Genomic DNA, 19,347 nt, shown 5'->3' with positions numbered 1-19,347 from the left:
GTAGCGGGCGGTGTGCGGCCGCGCTCCACGCTGTGCCGGGCGGCGGCTTCGACGCGCGGCATCCGGCCCCAGCGCGGCAGAGCAACAGCTTCCCGTACGCGACGGTGCTCTGCCCGAGTTGCAGCAGCCGAGGACGACGCCGCGCTCCGCGTGGAAGGCATACGACGGGTACCACATGACGCCCGGGTTGTGCGGGACGCGGGCGAGGCAGTAGGGCGGCGATGCAGTAGTCCGCGCCGAGCGGACCAAGCCGCCGCCGGAAGCCGCACCCAGGTGTGGCCATACGCGCTCGCGTTCACGTTGCTGAACGCGCCAGCGGTACGCCGAGTTCGCAGCAGCCGAGTGTGATCATCCACTGCGGGATGCGGGCGGGCCGGTGTCCATGTAGTGGCCGTCACCACCCCGGACGGTCAGGTCGCATCCGCCGGCCCGGTCCGCCGCCTCCAGCACGGCGCACTCGTATCCGGCCTTGCCCAGCCCATACGCCGCGGCGAACACAGCCCCGGCGGCACCCCACTCCGTCACCACAAATCCCCAACCCCCCACCCCACCCAGGAGGTTGACCAATCATCGATAAGTGCTACCTTCACCCCCGTTCCCTGTTCACGATGACGACCTCCGTTCACGTACAGGAAGGCACACAGATGCGAAAGCGACCCCCTAAGCCACTGATCACCGCAGCCCTACTGGCCGTCGGCGCCCTGCTGGCCACCTCCCCCACGGCTCACGGAAGCGCCCCCGTCAGCACCCCAGCCCCCACCCGCACCATCGACGTCTCCACCCCGGCCCAGCTCAAGACCGCGCTGTCAGAGGCCAAGGCGGGCGACACCATCCGGCTCGCGGACGGTACGTACAAGGGCAACTTCCGGGCCGCCACCGCGGCCGGCGCCTCCTCGCGGATCACCCTCACCGGCTCCGCCAAGGCTGTCCTGAGTGCGGACGGCGGCTACGGGCTGCACCTGGACGGCGCCTCGTACTGGACGGTCCGGGGCATCACCGTCACCGGCGGCCAGAAGGGCATCGTGGCGGACGCGGCGCGGGGCGTCGTTCTCGACTCGGTCACCGTGCACGGGCTGGACATGGAGGGCGTGCACTTCCGTAAGTCCAGCAGGGACGGCGTCCTCAAGGACTCGAAGATCTACGACACGGGGCGGGACGGCCGGGGCATGGGCGAGGGGGTGTACGTGGGCAGCGCGGGCGGCACCGGGGACAAGAGCGACAACGTACAGATCCTGCACAACACGATCGGGCCCGGCGTCGGCGGCGAGAACATCGACATCAAGGAGGGCACGACCGGCGCGAAGATCATCGGCAACACGTTCGACGGCAGTGGGCTGACCGGGGCGCACTACGACGACTCATGGGCCGACATCAAGGGCAACAAGGTCCTGGTGGAGGACAACACCGGCAAGCACACGCGCAACAACGGGTACGAGACGCACAGCCAGCAGCCGGGCTGGGGCTGCGGCACGGTCTTCCGCAACAACCGGTCCGACCTCAGCGGCGCGACCGGCCCCGACCGCTACGGCTTCCACATCACCAACTACCAGGCGGCCGACTGCCCGGTAACGATCACCGCCGACAACAAGGTCACCGGCGGACGCGGAATCGCCACTCCGGGCGTCCCGATCGGATAAACCGCCCCCCAAACTGCGAACATCACCCCCGACCACCCCGTACCCCCATCCTCCGAACACGAAGAAGGCCCGCCCCCAAAGGGAGCGGGCCTTCCATGTCCTACCGGCCGCTGCCGGAAACCCGGTCAGCGCCTACCGGCTGACGCGTTCAGCTCTGGCCGCCGGCCAGCTTCTCGCGCAGCGCGGCCAGGGCCTCGTCCGACGCCAGGGCGCCGGAGTTGTCCGTCGACTCCGAGGAGTACGAGCCACCGGAGACGTTGCCGCCACCGGCGTTGCCGCCGGCCGCCGGGGCCGCCGCGCCCTCGGCCGCAGCCTGCTCGTCGGCCTCGCGGGACTTGATGACCTGGGCCTGGTGCTGCTCGAAGCGCTGCTGCGCCTCGGCGTACTGGGTCTCCCACGCCTCGCGCTGGGCCTCGTAGCCCGGCAGCCAGTCGTTGGTCTCGGGGTCGAAGCCCTCGGGGTAGATGTAGTTGCCCTGGTCGTCGTACGACGCGGCCATGCCGTACAGGGTCGGGTCGAACTCGACCGCCGTCGGGTCGGCGCCGAAGGACTCGTTGGCCTGCTTCAGCGACAGCGAGATCCGGCGACGCTCCAGGTCGATGTCGATGACCTTGACGAAGATCTCGTCGTTGACCTGGACGACCTGCTCCGGGATCTCCACGTGGCGCTCGGCCAGCTCGGAGATGTGGACCAGGCCCTCGATGCCCTCGTCCACGCGGACGAACGCACCGAACGGCACGAGCTTGGTGACCTTACCCGGGACGACCTGACCGATCTGGTGGGTCCGGGCGAACTGCTGCCACGGGTCTTCCTGGGTCGCCTTGAGCGACAGGGACACGCGCTCGCGGTCCATGTCGACGTCCAGGACCTCGACCGTGACCTCCTGGCCGACCTCGACGACCTCGGACGGGTGGTCGATGTGCTTCCAGGACAGCTCGGAGACGTGGACCAGACCGTCGACGCCACCCAGGTCCACGAAGGCACCGAAGTTGACGATGGAGGAGACGACGCCGGAGCGCACCTGGCCCTTCTGGAGGGTGGTGAGGAAGGTCTGGCGGACCTCGCTCTGGGTCTGCTCCAGCCAGGCACGGCGGGACAGGACCACGTTGTTGCGGTTCTTGTCCAGCTCGATGATCTTGGCCTCGAGCTCCTTGCCCACGTAGGGCTGCAGGTCGCGCACGCGGCGCATCTCGACCAGGGAGGCCGGCAGGAAGCCACGGAGGCCGATGTCGAGGATGAGACCACCCTTGACGACCTCGATGACGGTACCGGTGACGATCCCGTCCTCTTCCTTGATCTTCTCGATGGTGCCCCAGGCACGCTCGTACTGGGCGCGCTTCTTCGAGAGGATCAGGCGGCCTTCCTTGTCCTCCTTCTGGAGAACAAGGGCCTCGATCTCGTCACCGACGGCGACGACCTCGTTGGGGTCGACGTCGTGCTTGATCGAGAGCTCGCGGCTCGGGATAACGCCTTCGGTCTTGTAACCGATGTCGAGCAGGACCTCGTCCCGGTCGACCTTCACGATGACGCCGTCGACGATGTCGCCGTCGTTGAAGTACTTGATCGTCTCGTCGATCGCGGCGAGGAAGGCTTCCTCGTTACCGATGTCGTTGACCGCAACCTGCGGGGTGGTGGCGGTGGTCTCGGTGCTGCTCGTCATGTGGGAAAGGGCTCCGGTACGGACATTGAAGTCGTAGGTACTGCTACGCCGGGAGCCTGTATCGCTTCTGCATAAGACCGGACAGCGTCAAGGATGTTTGAGCAAGGAACTCCGAACCAACCGAAGCCCCGGCAGCATCCCGAAAACCGAGGGGACATACATACAGATGCGAGCGCGACCTGCTCCGTCTGAGGTGCGCAGGCCCGCAGCGCAACTTGTAGCATACGGGGGCAGCCGGACACGGTCAATGCGCGAAGGCGCACACCCGGGGCGGAACGCCCCATAACCGGCACACGCCATGTTCCGCGAGGCCAACGAGGCCCCGCCGAGACCGGCAGCCACAAGCTCAGCGAAGAGTACGACGACGGGCGCGATGATCCAAGAGCACGAGCCGGAGGCGACACGACGTGCCGCCTCGGACACGGAGAGCAGCCGGGCCAGCCGCGGCTGGTGGGACCGCAATGCGGACGAGTACCAGAACGAGCACGGAGCGTTCCTGGGGGACGACCGTTTCGTATGGGGTCCCGAGGGGCTGGACGAGGCGGAGGCCGGGCTGCTGGGGCCCGCGGCGGAGCTGAAGGGACGGCGCGTCCTGGAGATCGGGGCGGGCGCGGCCCAGTGCTCGCGCTGGCTGGCGGCGCAGGGCGCCCGTCCGGTGGCGCTCGACCTCTCGCACCGCCAGCTCCAGCACGCGCTGCGCATCGGTACGGGAGCGGAGGCCGACGGCCCGGCGCCCGGCGTGTCGGGGCCGGTCGAGCTGGTCGAGGCGGACGCCGGCGCGCTGCCCTTCCGCGACGCCTCCTTCGACCTGGCCTGTTCCGCGTACGGGGCGATTCCTTTCGTCGCCGATCCGGTGCGGGTGCTGCGCGAGGTGCGGCGGGTGCTGCGGCCGGGCGGGCGCTGGGTCTTCTCGGTGACCCACCCCATTCGCTGGGCCTTCCCCGACGAGCCGGGCCCGGAGGGGCTGAGCGTCGGCGCGTCGTACTTCGACCGCACGCCCTATGTCGAGCAGGACGCGACGGGCCGCGCGGTGTACGTGGAGCATCACCGGACGCTGGGCGACCGGGTGCGGGACGTGGCCGCGGCGGGCTTCCGGCTGGTGGACCTGGTCGAGCCGGAGTGGCCGGAGTGGAACTCCCAGGAGTGGGGTGGCTGGTCGCCGCTGCGCGGGAACCTGATCCCCGGTACGGCGATCTTCGTCTGCGTGGCGGACTGACCGGAGGAACGGTTCGGCACCGGCCGGTACGGAACGGCCGGTGCCGGTCGGGACGGGACCGGCCGGTACGGAATGGCCGGCCCCAACCAGCACTGCCCCAACCACCACGGACCGATCCACCACCGACCGTCACAGCCCGGTCCGGGAAAAACCGTCACAGCCCGGTCCGGGAAACTGGTGACGTGATCCGCCACGACGCCCTCGCCCAGCTCCCCGTACGCACTGCCCTCCCCGCGCTCCAACAAGCGCTGGACGGGCACGGCGCGGCGGTGCTGTGTGCGCCACCGGGCACCGGCAAGACGACGCTGGTGCCGCTGACCCTTGCCGGTCTGGCCGGGGCGGAGGCCCCCACCGGTCACTGCCGGGTGATCGTCGCCGAGCCACGCCGGATCGCGGCCCGTGCCGCCGCCCGGCGGATGGCGTGGCTGCTGGGTGAGCAAGTGGGTGAACGGGTCGGCTTCACCGTGCGCGGCGAGCGCCGGGTGGGCCCCCGTACGGTCGTCGAGGTCGTGACCACCGGTGTGCTGCTGCAACGGTTGCAGCGGGACCCCGAACTGTCGGGTGTCGACGCGGTCATGCTGGACGAGTGCCACGAACGGCACCTGGACGCCGACACCGCCGCCGCCTTCCTCCTGGACGTACGGGCCACGCTCCGTCCGGAGCTGCGGCTGATCGCGGCCTCGGCGACGACGGACGCGGCGGGCTGGGCCGGGCTGCTGGGCGGGGACGGCGCGGACGGCGGCCCGGCCCCGGTGGTGGAGGCCGCGGGGGTCGCGCACCCCGTGGAGGTCGTCTGGGCACCGCCGGAGCGGCCGGTGCGGCCCGCGCACGGCATGCGGGTCGATCCGGCGCTGCTCGGGCACGTCGCGGCGACGGTGCGGCGGGCGCTGCGCGAGCGCTCGGGCGATGTGCTCTGTTTCCTGCCGGGCGTGGGGGAGATCGCGCGGGTGGCGGGGCAGTTGGGCGATGTCGCGGGTGACGGCACCGAGGTTTTGCAAGTGCACGGGCGGGCGTCGGCCGCCGTACAGGACGCGGTGCTGTCCGGCGGCCCCGGGCGGCGGGTGGTGCTGGCGACGTCGGTGGCCGAGTCGAGCCTGACGGTGCCGGGCGTACGGGTGGTCGTGGACTGCGGGCTGGCGCGGGAGCCCCGTACGGATCACGCGCGCGGGCTGAGCGCACTGACGACCGTACGGGCTTCCCAGGCGTCGGCCCGGCAGCGCGCGGGGCGGGCCGGGCGCGAGGCGCCGGGGGCGGTCTACCGCTGCTGGTCCGAGGGCGAGGACGCGCGGCTGCCGCGTTTCCCGGCGCCGGAGATCAAGGTCGCGGACCTCACCGCGTTCGCGCTGCAGGCCGCCTGCTGGGGTGATCCGGACGCGGCCGGTCTGGCTCTGCTCGACGCGCCGCCCGCGGGCGCGCTGGCCGCCGCGCGCGAGGTGCTGACCGCGATCGGCGCGGTGGGCGCGGACGGCCGGGTCACGGACCGTGGCGTACGGATGTCCCGGCTCGGCCTGCACCCGCGCCTCGCGCGCGCCCTGCTGGACGGCGCGCGCCGGATCGGCGACCGGCGCGCGGCGGAGGTGGTCGCGCTCCTGAGCGAGGAGCCGCCGCGGGAGTACGGGGACGATCTGGCCGCCGCGTGGCGTACGGCCCGGCGCGGGCAGGACGCGTACGGCGCCCGCTGGCGCCAGGAGGCCCGCAGGCTGGCCTCGGCGGTGGCGGGCGCGGGCGGCACACGTACGGAAGCCCCTCCCGAGGCGGCGCAGGGCTCCGACGACGCGGCCGTCGGTCTGGTGGCCGCGCTGGCGTTCCCCGAGCGGGTGGCGCGGGCCCGGGGCGCGGGCGCGTTCCTGATGGCGTCCGGTACCGGCGCCGGGCTGGGGGACGGATCGCGGCTGCGGAGCGCGCCGTGGCTGGCGGTGGCGGTCGCCGACCGGCCCGTGGCGGCGGCGTCCGCGCGGGTGCGGCTGGCGGCGGAGATCGACGAGGACACGGCGCGCGCGGCGGCCGGGGCGCTGTACGCGGCGGGCGAGGAGGTCCACTGGGCCGACGGGGACGTGGTGGCCCGCTCCGTCGAGCGGCTCGGCGCCATCGAACTGGTCGCCCGCCCGCTGCGCTCCCCCGCCCCCGGCCTTGTACGGGAAGCGCTGGCGGACGGGCTGCGCCGGGAGGGCCCGGGGCTGCTGCGCTGGACCGATGGCGCGCGGGCGCTGCGGGACCGGATGGCGTTCCTGCACCGTGAGTTGGGCGGCGAGTGGCCGGACGTGTCGGACGCGGCACTGCTGGCCGGGCTCGACACGTGGCTGGACGTGGAGCTGAGCCGCGCGAAGCGGCGCGCCGATCTGGAACGGATCGACGCGGGCCAGGCGCTGTCCCGGCTGCTGCCGTGGGCGAGCGGTGCGGCGGTGCGCTTCGACGAGCTGGCGCCGGAGCGGATCGAGGTGCCGAGCGGGTCGCGGATACGGGTGGACTACGGCGGCGAGCAGCCGGTGCTGGCCGTCAAGCTCCAGGAGTTGTTCGGCTGGCAGGAGTCCCCGCGGGTGGCGGACGGGCGCGTGCCCGTACTCGTCCATCTGCTGTCGCCCGCCGGGCGCCCGGCCGCCGTGACGGCCGACCTGGCGTCCTTCTGGCGGGACGGTTACCGGTCCGTACGGGCCGAGCTGCGCGGCCGCTACCCGAAGCACCCCTGGCCGGAGGACCCCTCCGCCGCGCAGCCGACCCGGCACACGACGGCGCGTCTCAGGCGGGGCTGACCCGTTCGGAGCGGTCCGGTTCCGTACCGTGCTGCTCCGGGCGCCGCCCCCGGGCCTCTAAAACCAGGCCGAGCGTGAGGAGCGCGGCGCCGAGGGCGAGGAAGCCCCACGGGAGGTAGCTGGTGAGGAGCAGGACGAGCCGGCGCTGGGAGGTGACGAGGTCGACCGTGGCGGTCACGTAGTCCGGCCGCATCTTCACGTGCCCGGAGAAGGCGGTGACCTTGCCGCCGCCGGGCACGAGGGCGCCGCCGCGCAGCTCCTCCCGGTGGATCTCCTCCCCGTTGACGGGCGCGCCGGTGACCGGCTCCACCCAGAACATCCGCTTGGTGCTGTACCACCGGATGGTGCCGGATTTCGCGACGGCCTCCGAGGTGATGCCCTGCACCGGCAGCTTCTTCGGGAAGGGCACTTTGGTCCAGGGGATGGTCTGCTCGAAGTAGTAGACGTCCAGGCCGCGGAAGGTGCGGACGCCCTTGTAGTGGATGGGGGCGCTGGTGCGGGTCTGCGCGTCGAAGTAGTCGTAGTCCCGCTGTTCCGTGAGGAACGGCCATTTGTACTCGATGCCGGTACGCCGTACGGGATCGCCGTCGACCATCTCGCCGGTGGCGTGCACGGGTTCCTGGGTGTGGGCGTCGAAGATGTAGCGCTCGGGGATCTGGGAGACCATCTTGCCGTCGGGTCCGGCGACGTGCGAGAGCGCGTCCCAGACCACCACGTCCCGGCCGGCGGTCTTCTCGATGCGTTCGGACTCCTCGACGTTGCCCTTGAGCGTCTGCACGATGGAGACCTTGGGGACCTGCCGGGCCCGCATCGTGCCGTAGTCGAGGAGGGTGGCGGGCTTCGCCTCCAGCACCGTGGCCTGGTACTGGTTCGGCGGGATCTTGGCGAGGCGCGGGAAGGCGTACCAGCGCAGCAGCGGGGACAGTGCGGCGAAGAAGACGGCGAACGCGAGCAGGACCAGGCTGGCTTTGCGTCGCATGGCGGCGGCGTCCCTCCCTCAGGGGTGTGCGGGGACGGTGGTGCGCAGGGGTTCCGGGGAGGTCTCGCCACTGGGCGCGCCGGCCGCGGTGAGGGCGAGGACGAGGGCGAAGGCCGCGGCCAGTCCGATCGCGGCGGCTGTCAGTGCGCGCATGCTCGGCCTCCCGGGGAGCCGCGGTGCGGGGCGGCGTACCGCGCGCCCGGGGCCGGGCGCGTGCCGTGTCGCGGGCTCCGGTGAGCTGATAGGGCGTCAGGGGCGGGGGCACCGTAGCAACGGGCGGCGCAGATGAGAACACGTTGCACCGACAGCTCCCGGCCGTCCGGCAGCAAAACCGCCACCGCCGTCCGGCTCGGGCGGGAGCGGGACGGTGGTGGCTGTCTGGTGCGGTGTGGTGGCGCGGTGGTTACGGCGTGACGGTCAGCTCGACGGTCAGGACCGCGCCGTCGGCGGTGGTCAGACGCAGCAGGAACGTACCCGCGTGCTGGTCGGTGCGGATCTCCGGCAGCTTGAGCAGGCCGTCGGCACCCGTCTTGAGCGTCAGGCTGCGGATCCGCTTCTCCTTGTCCGCGTCCTTGCCCGCGCCCTTGTCCTCGGTGCCCGCGAAGTAGGGGCCCTTGTCGTTCTCGACGGGGTGCTTCGGGTCGTCGGTGACCATGGTCGCGGTCACCGCGGCACCCGCCGCGATCTTGCCCTTATAGGTGGCCTTGACCTCGACGGCGCCCTCGGCGAACGCGGTGCCGGCCTTCGCCGTCAGCTTGGCGTCGGACGTACGGGCCAGCGCGTCGGCCTTGGGGGCGGGCGCCGGCTTGGCCTTGACGGTGGCGCCGACCTCGGACGCGGGCACCTTGCGGCCCACCGCGGTCGCCCGGACGGTGAAGCTGCCCGCCTTGTCGCCCGCGTTGATACGGGGCGCGGTGGCGGTGCCGTCGGCACCGGTCCGTACGGTGACGTGGTCGGCCTTGTCCGGGAAGCGGGCGCCGGTCTCGCCGACGATACGGAACTCGACGGGCACACCCGCGACCGGCTTGCCCGCGGTGTCCTTCGCCCGTACGCGCACGATCTGCCCGAAGTCCTCGCCCGCGGTGGCCGTGAGGTCCTTGGCGCCGACCTGCTCCAGCGCGGCGACGGGCGCGGGGGTGGGCTTCGTCGGCGGCTTGGTCGGGGGCGTGGTGGGCGGCTTCGTCGGGTCGCTGGGCTTGGGCCCGGGCGTGCTGGGCGGGGTCGTCGGCTTGCTGCCGCCCGGCTTCCCGCTGCCGTTGCCGCCCGGCTTGGGCGTCGTGCTGCCGCTCTGGCCCGCGCCCGGTCCGGTCGTACGGCCGGGGGTGTGCCCGGCGCCGGGGGTCGGGCCGACGCCCTTGCCGCTGCCCACGGGGCTGCGGTGGACCGGCAGCAGGCCCTTGCCGTCGGGCACCTCGTGGGTGCCGTTGCGGTAGAACGCGAGCCAGGTCAGCACCGTGTTCAGGTACTCCCGCGACGGGTTGTAGCCGAGGACGGCCTTGTCCAGATCGCCCTGGGTGCCCAGGTCGCGGCCGTTGGCGCACAGGTAGCGGCCGGCGCCGAGGGCCGCGTCGTAGATGTTGTTGGGGTCCTTGAGGCCGTCGCCGTTGCCGTCGGCGCCCCAGCCCTTGCCGTCCGGGCCGCCCTTGGACCAGGTCGAGGGGATGAACTGCATCGGGCCGACCGCGCGGTCGTGCGTGGTGTCGCCGTCGAAGACACCGTGGTCGGTGTCGGCGATCATCGCGAAGCCCTTGCCGTTCAGCTGCGGGCCGGTGATCCGCTGGAGGGTGGTGCCCTCGGCGTCCACGGCGCCGCCGCGGGCGTGGCCGGATTCGACCTTGCCGATGGCGGCGAGCAGCTGCCAGGGCAGCCGGCAGCCGGGCTGCGTCCGCGCGACCCCGGCCTCGGCCTTCTTGTACGCGTCCAGGACGGTGGCGGGTATGCCCGCCTCGGCCGGGCCGGTGACGACCGGGCCGCCGGATCCGTGCGAACCGCCGGGCGGCACGGGGCTGTTGAGGGGCGGCAGGTCGGTGTAGTACGGCGATCCGCCGTCGATGGGGGTGTCGCCGGCCGACGCCGGGTCCTTGGTTTCGCTGCCGGCCCTGGTCTCGGCCGCTCCCGGGGCCTGGGATGCGGTCAGGGCGGCCAGCGCGAGCGCCGCCACCGCAGTCGAGGCCGCTCCCTTGCGGAGCCGCCGCCCGAATGTGGCTGCCATCTGTGCCCGTCCCCTCAGCGTTGATCCACCGCGCGCACGGCGCCGTAGCGCGCTCCCCGGCGCTCCCAACTCACGTGACACTACGACAACTTCCGGCGGTCTTCTACTGCTCTCAACGCCAGACATACTGATCCTAAACGATCAGGGAGAGAGCAATGCCGTTCACACTCAGCCACGCTGCCGCCGTGCTGCCGGTGGTGCGTCGCACCGGGGAGGCGCGCGGGCCGCTGGTCGCCTCGGCTCTCGTCGCCGGATCGTTCGCGCCGGACCTCACGTACTTCGCGGACAGCGTGCTGCCCGGCGCCATGCTCTTCGGCGACTTCACGCACGGGATACCGGGCGTGCTGACCGTGGACGTGCTGATCACCGCCGTTCTCGTGGGCGGCTGGCTGCTGTTGCGCGAGCCGCTGGTGGCGCTGCTGCCGACGGCCTGGCGCGGCAAGGTGTACGCGGTGGTGCGCGGCCGTCCGGGCACGGGCGGCCGCCCGCTCGCGGCGTACCTGGCCCTGTTCTACGTCTCGGCGGTGCTGGGCGCCCTGACCCACATCGTCTGGGACGCCTTCACGCACCCGGGCCGCTGGGGCACTCGGCTGGTCCCCGTACTGAACGAGGTCGTCGGGGGCTTCCCCCTGTGCACGTACGTCCAGTACGGCACGTCCGCGCTGGCCCTGGGCGTGATCGGCTGGTTCCTGTGGACGGCGCTGCGGCAGGTGCCGGACCCGGCGGCGCCTGCCGGGCTGCCGGAGCCGGTCGGCGGGCGGCTGCCGGCCGTGGCGCTGCTCTCGGTGTGCCTGCTGGCCGGGGCCGTGCACCGGACGCTGCGGGCCCGCGCCGAGTTCGGGGAGATGGCGGTGACGTGGTTCGACTACGTACCGACCGTGCTCTTCGGCGCGGGCGCGGGCCTCGCCCTCGGGCTGCCGCTGTACGCGGCGATGGCACGGGTGCTGCACCGCCGCTACCGGACGGCCCCGGCCGACGGCAGCGCCGCGTACGACCGCTCCGGCGCCCGGCCGTAAGCGGTCGTACGGGGCGGAAGGCGATCGTACGCGGCGGGGAGGCGGTCGTACGCGGCGTCTCCGGGCGCGCCCGGCCGGAGACGCCGTACGCCCGGGTCAGTGGGCCGCGGACTCCCAGTCGCCGCCGTAGCCGACCGACACGTCCAGCGGGGCGCGCAGCTCCACGGCGCCCGCCATCTCGCGGCGGACCAGCTCGTCGACCTGGGCCCGCTCGCCCGGGGCCACCTCGACCACGATTTCGTCGTGCACCTGGAGCAGCATCCGGGAGGACAGCTCGGCGGCCCGCAGCGCCTCGTCCACCCGCAGCATGGCGACCTTGACGATGTCGGCGGCGGTGCCCTGGATCGGGGCGTTCAGCGCCATCCGCTCGGCCATCTCGCGGCGCTGGCGGTTGTCGCTGTTCAGGTCGGGGAGGTAGCGGCGGCGGCCCATGATCGTCTCGGTGTAGCCGGTGGCGCGGGCCTTGTCGACGACGTCCTGGAGGTAGTCGCGCACCCCGCCGAACCGCTCGAAGAAGTTGTCCATCAGGCGGCGGGCCTCGTCGGGCTGGATGCCGAGCTGCTGGGAGAGGCCGAACGCGGACAGGCCGTACGCCAGGCCGTAGGACATCGCCTTGATCTTGCGGCGCATCTCCGGGTCGACCTCGGACTTGTCGACCGAGAAGACCTGGGAGGCGACGGTGGTGTGCAGGTCCTCGCCGGAGGTGAACGCCTCGATCAGTCCTTCGTCCTCGGAGAGGTGGGCCATCACGCGCAGCTCGATCTGGCTGTAGTCGGCGGTCAGCAGGGATTCGTACCCCTCGCCGACCACGAAGCCACGGCGGATGGCGCGGCCCTCGTCCGTACGCACCGGGATGTTCTGCAGGTTGGGCTCGGTGGAAGAGAGGCGGCCGGTGGCGGCGACGGTCTGGTTGAAGGTGGTGTGGATACGGCCGTCGGCCGCGATCGTCTTGATCAGGCCCTCGACCGTGGTGCGCAGCTTGGACTGCTCACGGTGGCGCAGCATGATCACCGGGAGTTCGTTCTCGGTCTGCGCGGCGAGCCAGGCCAGGGCGTCGGCGTCGGTGGTGTAACCGGTCTTGGTCTTCTTGGTCTTGGGCAGGCCCAGCTCGCCGAAGAGGACCTCCTGGAGCTGCTTGGGCGAGCCGAGGTTGAACTCGTGGCCCGCCGCGGCGTGCGCCTCCTGCACGGCCTGCTGGACAGCGGCGGCGAACTGCTGCTCGATCCGCTCCAGCCAGCCCCGGTCGGCCGCGATGCCCGCGCGCTCCATCCGGGCCAGCAGCACACTCGTGGGCAGCTCCAGGTCGCGCAGCAGCTCGGCCGCGCCGACCTCGTCGAGCTTGGTGGTCATGGCGGCGCCGAGGTCCAGGACCGTACGCGCCTGGTTCATCAGGGCGTCGGCCTGGGCGCGGTCGTCGGCGCCGAAGGCCAGCTGCCCGTCGCCCTCGGCGGCCGGGGCCAGGTCGCGACCCAGGTACTCGACGGACAGGGCGTCCAGGGCGAAGGAGCGGCGGCCCGGCTTGACCAGGTAGGCGGCGAGGGCGGTGTCCATCGTGACGCCGTCGATGCTCCAGCCGTGCTCGCCGAAGACCCGCATGAGGCCCTTGACGTTGTGCATGACCTTGTGGCTGGCGGGGTCGGCGCTCCAGGCGGCGAAGGCGCGCTCGTCGGCCTCGTCCAGCTCGGTGGGGTCGAACCAGACGGCCGGGCCCTCGGCGGTGGCCAGGGCGACCTCGGCGACGCTGCCGCTGCCCACCGTCCAGGTGTCGACCGTGGAGACGCCGAGCAGCTTCCCGCCGTGCTCGGCGAGCCACGGGGCCAGCTCGCCGGCACCGGCGACCGTGCCGTCGATCTCGACCTCGGCGGGCGCGGGACCGGCGTCCCCTGCCTCCTCCGCCCCCGGGTCGGCCGCCAGCAGGCGCTCCCGCAGGCCCTGGTTGCGGATCTCCAGCGCCTCCAGGAAGACGGTCAGCGCCTTGCGGTCGTAGGCTTCGCGCACCAGCTCGGCGGGGCCGCAGGGCAGCTCCACGTCCCGCACCATCTCGGTCAGGACGCGGTTGAGCTTGACCGCCTCCAGGTGGTCGCGGAAATTCTGCCCGGCCTTGCCCTTGACCTCCTCGGCGCGCTCCACCAGCTCCGCGAACGAACCGAACTGGTTGATCCACTTCGCGGCGGTCTTCTCGCCGACGCCGGGGATGCCGGGCAGGTTGTCGGACGGGTCGCCGCGCAGCGCGGCGAAGTCCGGGTACTGGGCGGGGGTCAGGCCGTACTTCTCCTGGACCTTCTCGGGGGTGAACCGGGTCAGCTCGGAGACGCCCTTGGTGGGGTAGAGCACCGTGACGTCGTCGGTGACCAGCTGGAAGGAGTCGCGGTCGCCGGTGACGATGGAGACCTCGAAGCCCTGGGCGGTGGCCTGGGTGGCGAGGGTGGCGATGACGTCGTCGGCCTCGAAGCCCTCCACGGCGAAGCGCTTGACGTGCATCGCGTCCAGCATCTCGCCGATCAGCTCGACCTGGCCCCGGAACTCGTCGGGGGTCTTGGAGCGGTTCGCCTTGTAGTCGGGGAACTCCTCCGAGCGCCAGGTCTTGCGCGAGACGTCGAAGGCCACCGCGAAGTGCGTGGGGGCCTCGTCACGCAGGGTGTTCGCGAGCATCGACGCGAAGCCGTAGATCGCATTGGTCGGTTGCCCGGTGGCGGTGGTGAAGTTCTCCACGGGCAGGGCGAAGAACGCCCGGTACGCCATGGAATGCCCGTCCATCAGGAGCAGCCGGGGACGGCCGCCCTCCACCGCTTCGGTGCCGGTCGCTTCGCTCTTCTTCGCTGCCTTTGCTGCCACACCCCGATCCTGCCACGCCCCACTGACAATCCCCGCCGCGACGACCGCGGCGGCGCCGCTGTCAGTCGTCCGTGACAGGATCTGAGGCGTACGGGCATCCGGCCGCCGCCACCCGCGGGACCGCACCGCACGCACCCCAACTGCATCGACCACGCTCAGCAGCCGCCCGGACACACCACCGGGCCCGGCGGCTGGGCCCGGCTCAAGGGAGAGGCCATGGCAGGCAAGCCGCCCGCGTCGGACCCGATCCAGGACGCGCCCGAGGTCACGGCACCGGAGCATTCCGCCGTCGGCCTGCCGGCCATCAAACACGCGCTGCGCGTGTCCCGGCAGCAGATGGGCGTGCGCCGTACGGCGCTCACGCTGCTCCGGGTCAATCAGAAGGACGGCTTCGACTGCCCCGGCTGCGCCTGGCCCGAGCCCGAGCACCGGCACGCGGCCGAGTTCTGCGAGAACGGCGCCAAGGCGGTGGCCGAGGAGGCCACGCTGCGCCGCGTCACCCCGGAGTTCTTCGCCGCCCACCCCGTCTCCGACCTCGCGGACCGCAGCGGCTACTGGCTCGGCCAGCAGGGCCGGCTGACCCACCCCGTATATCTGCCCGAGGGCGCCGACCGGTACGAGCCGGTGTCCTGGGAGCGGGCCTTCGACATCATCGCCGAGGAGCTGACCGCCCTCGACTCCCCCGACGAGGCCGTCTTCTACACCTCGGGGCGTACGAGCAACGAGGCCGCCTTCCTCTACCAGCTCTTCGCCCGCGAGTTCGGCACGAACAACCTGCCCGACTGCTCCAACATGTGCCACGAGTCCTCCGGCTCCGCGCTCACGGAGACCATCGGCATCGGCAAGGGCAGCGTCCTGCTGGAGGACCTGTACAAGGCCGATCTGATCATCGTCGCCGGGCAGAACCCGGGCACCAACCACCCCCGGATGCTGTCCGCGCTGGAGCAGGCCAAGAACGGCGGCGCGAAGATCATCTCGATCAATCCGCTGCCCGAGGCGGGCCTGGAGCGCTTCAAGAACCCGCAGACCCCGCGCGGCCTCGCCGGCCGCGGCACCGCCCTGACCGACCTCTTCCTCCAGGTGCGCATCGGCGGCGACCAGGCCCTCTTCCGTACGCTGAACCGGCTCATCCTGGAGACCGAGGGCGCGGTCGACACCGCGTTCATCGAGGAGCACACCCACGGCTTCGAGGAGTTCGCGGCGGCGGCCCGCGCGGACACCGACTGGGAGGCGACGCTCGCCGCCACCGGCCTGACCCGCGCGGAGATAGAGCGCGCCCTGAAGATGGTCCTGGAGTCGCGGCGCACGATCGTGTGCTGGGCCATGGGCCTGACCCAGCACAAGCACTCCGTCCCCACCATCCAGGAAGTCGTCAACTTCCTGCTGCTGCGCGGCAACATCGGCCGCCCCGGCGCCGGCGTCTGCCCCGTGCGCGGCCACAGCAACGTGCAGGGCGACCGCACGATGGGCATCTTCGAGCGCCCCGCGCCCGCCTTCCTGGACGCCCTGGAGAAGGAGTTCGGGTTCGCGCCGCCCCGTGAGCACGGCTTCGACGTCGTACGGGCCATCCGCGCCCTGCGCGACGGCGACGCCAAGGTCTTCTTCGCGATGGGCGGCAACTTCGTCTCCGCCACCCCGGACACGGAGGTCACCGAGGCCGCCGTGCGCCGCGCCCGCCTCACCGTCCACGTCTCCACCAAGCTCAACCGCTCCCACGTGGTCACCGGCGCCCGCGCCCTGATCCTGCCCACTCTGGGCCGTACGGAGCGCGACGTGCAGGCGGGCGGCGAGCAGTTCGTGACCGTCGAGGACTCCATGGGCATGGTGCACGCCTCCCGCGGCCGGCTGGCGCCCGCGAGCGCGCACCTGCTCTCCGAGCCGGCCATCGTCGCCCGCCTCGCCCGCCGCGTCCTCGGCGAGGACAGCGCCACGCCCTGGGAGGAGTTCGAGAAGGACTACGCCACGATCCGCGACCGGATCGCCCGCGTCATCCCCGGCTTCGAGGACTTCAACACCAAGGTCGCCAGGCCCGGTGGCTTCGCCCTCCCGCACGCCCCGCGCGACCAGCGCACGTTCCCCACCGCCACCGGCAAGGCCAATTTCACGGCCGCGCCCGTGGAGTACCCGCACCTGCCCGAGGGCCGGCTGCTTTTGCAGACGCTGCGCTCGCACGACCAGTACAACACCACGATCTACGGCCTCGACGACCGCTACCGCGGCATCAAGAACGGCCGCCGCGTCGTCCTGGTCAACCCCGAGGACGCCCGCGCGCTGGGCGTCGCCGACGGCTCGTACACCGACCTGGTCAGCGAATGGAAGGACGGCACGGAGCGGCGCGCCCCCGGCTTCCGCGTCGTCCACTACCCGACCGCGCGCGGCTGCGCGGCGGCGTACTACCCGGAGACCAACGTCCTGGTGCCGCTCGACCACACCGCCGACACCAGCAACACCCCCGCCTCCAAGTCCCTGGTGATCCGACTGGAGCCCGCGGCGCCCGAAGCCTGAGACGCGGCATGCACGACCTCCGGCCCGGGGCCCGCCCCGGGCCGGACGACCGCTCAGTAGCCTGATAAGAACATGCACGACTCAACGACCGGCATCGGACCGGCCGTACCGGTACGCCGCACGGACACCACGGGCACACGAACGGAGCCGCAGGACATGGGCGAGCAGAGCGCGACCAAGTTTCCGCAGGAGATCATCGACCAGTGGGCCGAGCCGGGCCTGGACCTCGCCGCGCTGTTCTCCGCCGGACACCTCGGTACGCGCATGAGCGTGCAGGTCCTGGAGGCCGCGCCGGAGCGGGTCGTCGGCACCATGCCCGTCGAGGGCAACACCCAGCCGTACGGCCTGCTGCACGGCGGCGCGTCCGCGGTGCTCGCCGAGACCCTCGGCTCGGTCGGCGCGATGCTGCACGGCGGCCCCGCCAAGATGGCGGTCGGCGTCGACCTGAACTGCACCCACCACCGCGGCGCCCGCTCCGGCCTGGTCACCGGCGTCGCCACCCCCGTGCACCGCGGCCGCTCCTCCGCCACGTACGAGATCGTCATCACCGACGAGAGCGACAAGCGGGTGTGCAGCGCCCGGCTGACCTGCATGCTGCGCGACGTGGACGCGTCGGCGTACCGCAACTGAGACCGGCCCGCCGGAGCATCCGGCACCGCACGGCGGCCCCGTTCCCGTACCAGGGAGCGGGGCCGCCGTACGTCCGCGGGCGTGCGATCCCTCCCCGAGCGCCGCCGCCCGCCATCACGCTCCGTAGTCCACGCCGTCGGCACGCCCGCCGCCGGACTCCCTCTTTCCCCTCGTCCATGCACCCGCCCCGCACGCCCCATCCGATATGCGGACGCCCACGCCAAGATCAACCCCAAATCCCCTGCGCAAAGTGCGAGTTCACGCTCCGCCCGGCGTCCGTACGCAATGTAAGGAGCATGAGGGCAAAACGCTCAGCGACGGTCATAACAAGAGCGTCACATCCTGGTCAGCGGCTCTGTCAGGGCACGCGGCACCGCTCTAGAGTCACCGCCAGTCACCGCGCCGCCGGGCGCGCCCGGCACGGATCCGGTACCACCCCCGTACGGCCCGGCGCGCGCACCGGTCGTGCGACGCGCGCCGACCGCGCCAGGGAAAGGACTGATCGTGCATCACCGTTCCTTGCTCATACTCACCACCGCGGTCACCGCAGGCGCCCTCACCCTGACCGCTTGCGGCTCCCGCGACGAGGGCTCGAAGGGCGGCGAGGGCTCGAAGACGTCCGTCACCATCGGGCTCGACGCCCCGATCACCGGCGAGCTCTCCGCCCTGGGCCTGGGCATCCGCAACTCCGCACAGCTCGCCGTCGACAACGCCAACAAGGCAGGCGAGGTCAAGGGCGTCACCTTCAAGCTCGAACCCCTCGACGACAAGGCGCAGGCCAACGTCGGCCAGCAGAACGCCACCAAACTCGCCGGCGACAAGGACGTCCTGGGCATCGTCGGCCCGCTGAACTCCAGCGTCGCCCAGTCCATGCAGCAGGTCGCCCAGCAGAACGGCGTGGCCCTGATCTCCCCCGCCAACACCACCCCGGACCTCACCCAGGGCAAGGACTGGAAGCAGAACAAGCGCACACGGCAGTTCTCCACCTACTTCCGCACGGCCACCACCGACGAGGTGCAGGGCGCCTTCGACGGCCAGTTCGCCTGGGAGAAGGGCAAGTTCAAGAACGCCTACGTCATCGACGACCAGAAGACCTACGGCGCGGGCCTCGCCGCCTCCTTCAAGGCCCAGTTCACCAAGCTGGGCGGCAAGGTCGTCGGCTCCGAGCACGTCAACCCCGAGGACCGCGACTTCAAGGCCGTGGTCGCCAAGGTCAAGGCCGCAAAGCCCGACGTGGTCTTCTACGGAGGCGAGTACCCCGCGGCCGGCCCGCTGAGCCAGCAGCTCAAGGACGGCGGCGTCACCGCCCCCCTGATGGGCGGCGACGGCATGTACAGCGCCGACTACATCCAGCTCAACAAGAAGGCCCAGGGAGACTACGCCTCCTCCGTGGGCAAGCCCGTCGAACAGCTCGAATCCGCCAAGAAGTTCATCGCCGACTACAAGGCCGCCGGCTACAAGGACCGCTACGAGGCGTACGGCGGCTCCACGTATGACGCCACCTGGGCCGTCATCCAGGCCGTCAAGAAGGTCGTCGCGGACAACGGCGGCAAGCTGCCCTCCGACGCCCGCAAGAAGGTCGTCGACGCCCTGAACAAGGTTTCCTTCGACGGCGTCACCGGGCATGTCGCCTTCGACCAGTACGGCGACACCACCAACACGATGATCACCGCGTACCAGGTCGACCAGGGCAAGTGGGTCGCCCGCTTCAGCGCCGAGTTCAAGAAGTTCGACAAGGCCGGCAAGAGCTGAGCTTCCCGAGCTGACCGCCCCGCCGAGGCCGGCGGGCCCCGGGCCGTACGACGGCCGCCGGGCCCGCCGGCCCCCGCCGCACACCCCACCGGCCAGTGCCCCGGCCCGCGCCAGGACGCCACGAACGACCCGGCGCCGCCCGCGGTACACGGGCT

13 protein-coding genes are annotated in these 19,347 nt (G+C 71.9%); 7 read left to right on the top strand and 6 right to left on the bottom strand.

Annotation, left to right across the window (positions count from 1 at the left end):
• Nucleotides 1–348: 348 nt before the first annotated feature.
• The gene (locus tag CP984_RS42280) at nt 349–525 is read right to left on the bottom strand and encodes an NAD(P)-binding protein (RefSeq protein WP_371280576.1); all 177 of its coding nucleotides are present in this window, start codon (nt 523–525) and stop codon (nt 349–351) included.
• A 119-nt stretch (nt 526–644) separates the two neighbouring features.
• On the opposite strand from CP984_RS42280, the gene CP984_RS31015 reads away from it, so the two are divergent.
• Nucleotides 645–1,637 carry a right-handed parallel beta-helix repeat-containing protein gene (locus CP984_RS31015; protein WP_003983921.1) on the top strand — a complete coding sequence of 331 codons (993 nt, stop codon included), beginning with the start codon at nt 645–647 and terminating at the stop codon, nt 1,635–1,637.
• A 148-nt stretch (nt 1,638–1,785) separates the two neighbouring features.
• Here the strand turns inward: CP984_RS31015 and rpsA are convergent, their stop codons facing one another.
• A complete protein-coding gene (gene rpsA / locus CP984_RS31010) occupies nt 1,786–3,297 on the bottom strand; it encodes a 30S ribosomal protein S1 (RefSeq protein WP_003983922.1) in 1,512 nt (503 codons plus the stop codon).
• A gap of 373 nt (nt 3,298–3,670) precedes the next feature.
• Between rpsA and CP984_RS31005 the strand changes: the two genes are divergently transcribed.
• A complete protein-coding gene (locus tag CP984_RS31005; RefSeq protein ID WP_003983923.1) occupies nt 3,671–4,513 on the top strand; it encodes a class I SAM-dependent methyltransferase in 843 nt (280 codons plus the stop codon).
• 182 nt (nt 4,514–4,695) lie between these two features.
• Nucleotides 4,696–7,263 carry an ATP-dependent helicase HrpB gene (gene hrpB / locus CP984_RS31000; protein ID WP_030184126.1) on the top strand — a complete coding sequence of 856 codons (2,568 nt, stop codon included), beginning with the start codon at nt 4,696–4,698 and terminating at the stop codon, nt 7,261–7,263.
• On the opposite strand, the gene CP984_RS30995 is transcribed toward hrpB, so the two are convergent.
• From CP984_RS30995 to CP984_RS30985, 3 genes are all read right to left on the bottom strand, one after another.
• The gene (locus tag CP984_RS30995; RefSeq protein WP_003983884.1) at nt 7,250–8,242 is read right to left on the bottom strand and encodes a DUF3068 domain-containing protein; all 993 of its coding nucleotides are present in this window, start codon (nt 8,240–8,242) and stop codon (nt 7,250–7,252) included. The genes hrpB and CP984_RS30995 overlap by 14 nt on opposite strands.
• Before the next feature lie 18 nt (nt 8,243–8,260).
• Complete coding sequence (locus CP984_RS30990; RefSeq protein WP_003983885.1) at nt 8,261–8,395, bottom strand: SPW_0924 family protein; 135 nt, start codon at nt 8,393–8,395, stop codon at nt 8,261–8,263.
• 250 nt (nt 8,396–8,645) lie between these two features.
• On the bottom strand, nt 8,646–10,454 hold the full coding sequence (locus tag CP984_RS30985; protein WP_030184130.1) for a lytic transglycosylase domain-containing protein: 1,809 nt from the start codon (nt 10,452–10,454) through the stop codon (nt 8,646–8,648).
• Nucleotides 10,455–10,609: 155 nt separating this feature from the next.
• Here CP984_RS30985 and CP984_RS30980 point away from each other — a divergent pair, with 155 nt between their 5' ends.
• Nucleotides 10,610–11,470 carry a DUF4184 family protein gene (locus CP984_RS30980; RefSeq protein WP_003983887.1) on the top strand — a complete coding sequence of 287 codons (861 nt, stop codon included), beginning with the start codon at nt 10,610–10,612 and terminating at the stop codon, nt 11,468–11,470.
• Between the two features lie 96 nt (nt 11,471–11,566).
• On the opposite strand, the gene polA is transcribed toward CP984_RS30980, so the two are convergent.
• Nucleotides 11,567–14,227 carry a DNA polymerase I gene (polA, locus tag CP984_RS30975; protein WP_237526684.1) on the bottom strand — a complete coding sequence of 887 codons (2,661 nt, stop codon included), beginning with the start codon at nt 14,225–14,227 and terminating at the stop codon, nt 11,567–11,569.
• 294 nt (nt 14,228–14,521) lie between these two features.
• Here polA and CP984_RS30970 point away from each other — a divergent pair, with 294 nt between their 5' ends.
• The 3 genes from CP984_RS30970 (at nt 14,522) to CP984_RS30960 (ending at nt 19,192) form a co-directional block, all read left to right on the top strand.
• The gene (locus CP984_RS30970; RefSeq protein WP_003983889.1) at nt 14,522–16,810 is read left to right on the top strand and encodes an FdhF/YdeP family oxidoreductase; all 2,289 of its coding nucleotides are present in this window, start codon (nt 14,522–14,524) and stop codon (nt 16,808–16,810) included.
• A 156-nt stretch (nt 16,811–16,966) separates the two neighbouring features.
• A complete protein-coding gene (locus CP984_RS30965; RefSeq protein ID WP_030184132.1) occupies nt 16,967–17,440 on the top strand; it encodes a PaaI family thioesterase in 474 nt (157 codons plus the stop codon).
• 519 nt (nt 17,441–17,959) lie between these two features.
• Nucleotides 17,960–19,192 carry a branched-chain amino acid ABC transporter substrate-binding protein gene (locus tag CP984_RS30960; protein ID WP_030184134.1) on the top strand — a complete coding sequence of 411 codons (1,233 nt, stop codon included), beginning with the start codon at nt 17,960–17,962 and terminating at the stop codon, nt 19,190–19,192.
• Nucleotides 19,193–19,347: the final 155 nt, after the last annotated feature.

The sequence above is a fragment of the Streptomyces rimosus genome (assembly GCF_008704655.1).
GTDB lineage: Bacteria > Actinomycetota > Actinomycetes > Streptomycetales > Streptomycetaceae > Streptomyces > Streptomyces rimosus.
The sequence above is the reverse complement of the archived record's forward strand: the minus strand, read 5'-3'. Positions and strand labels throughout refer to the sequence as shown.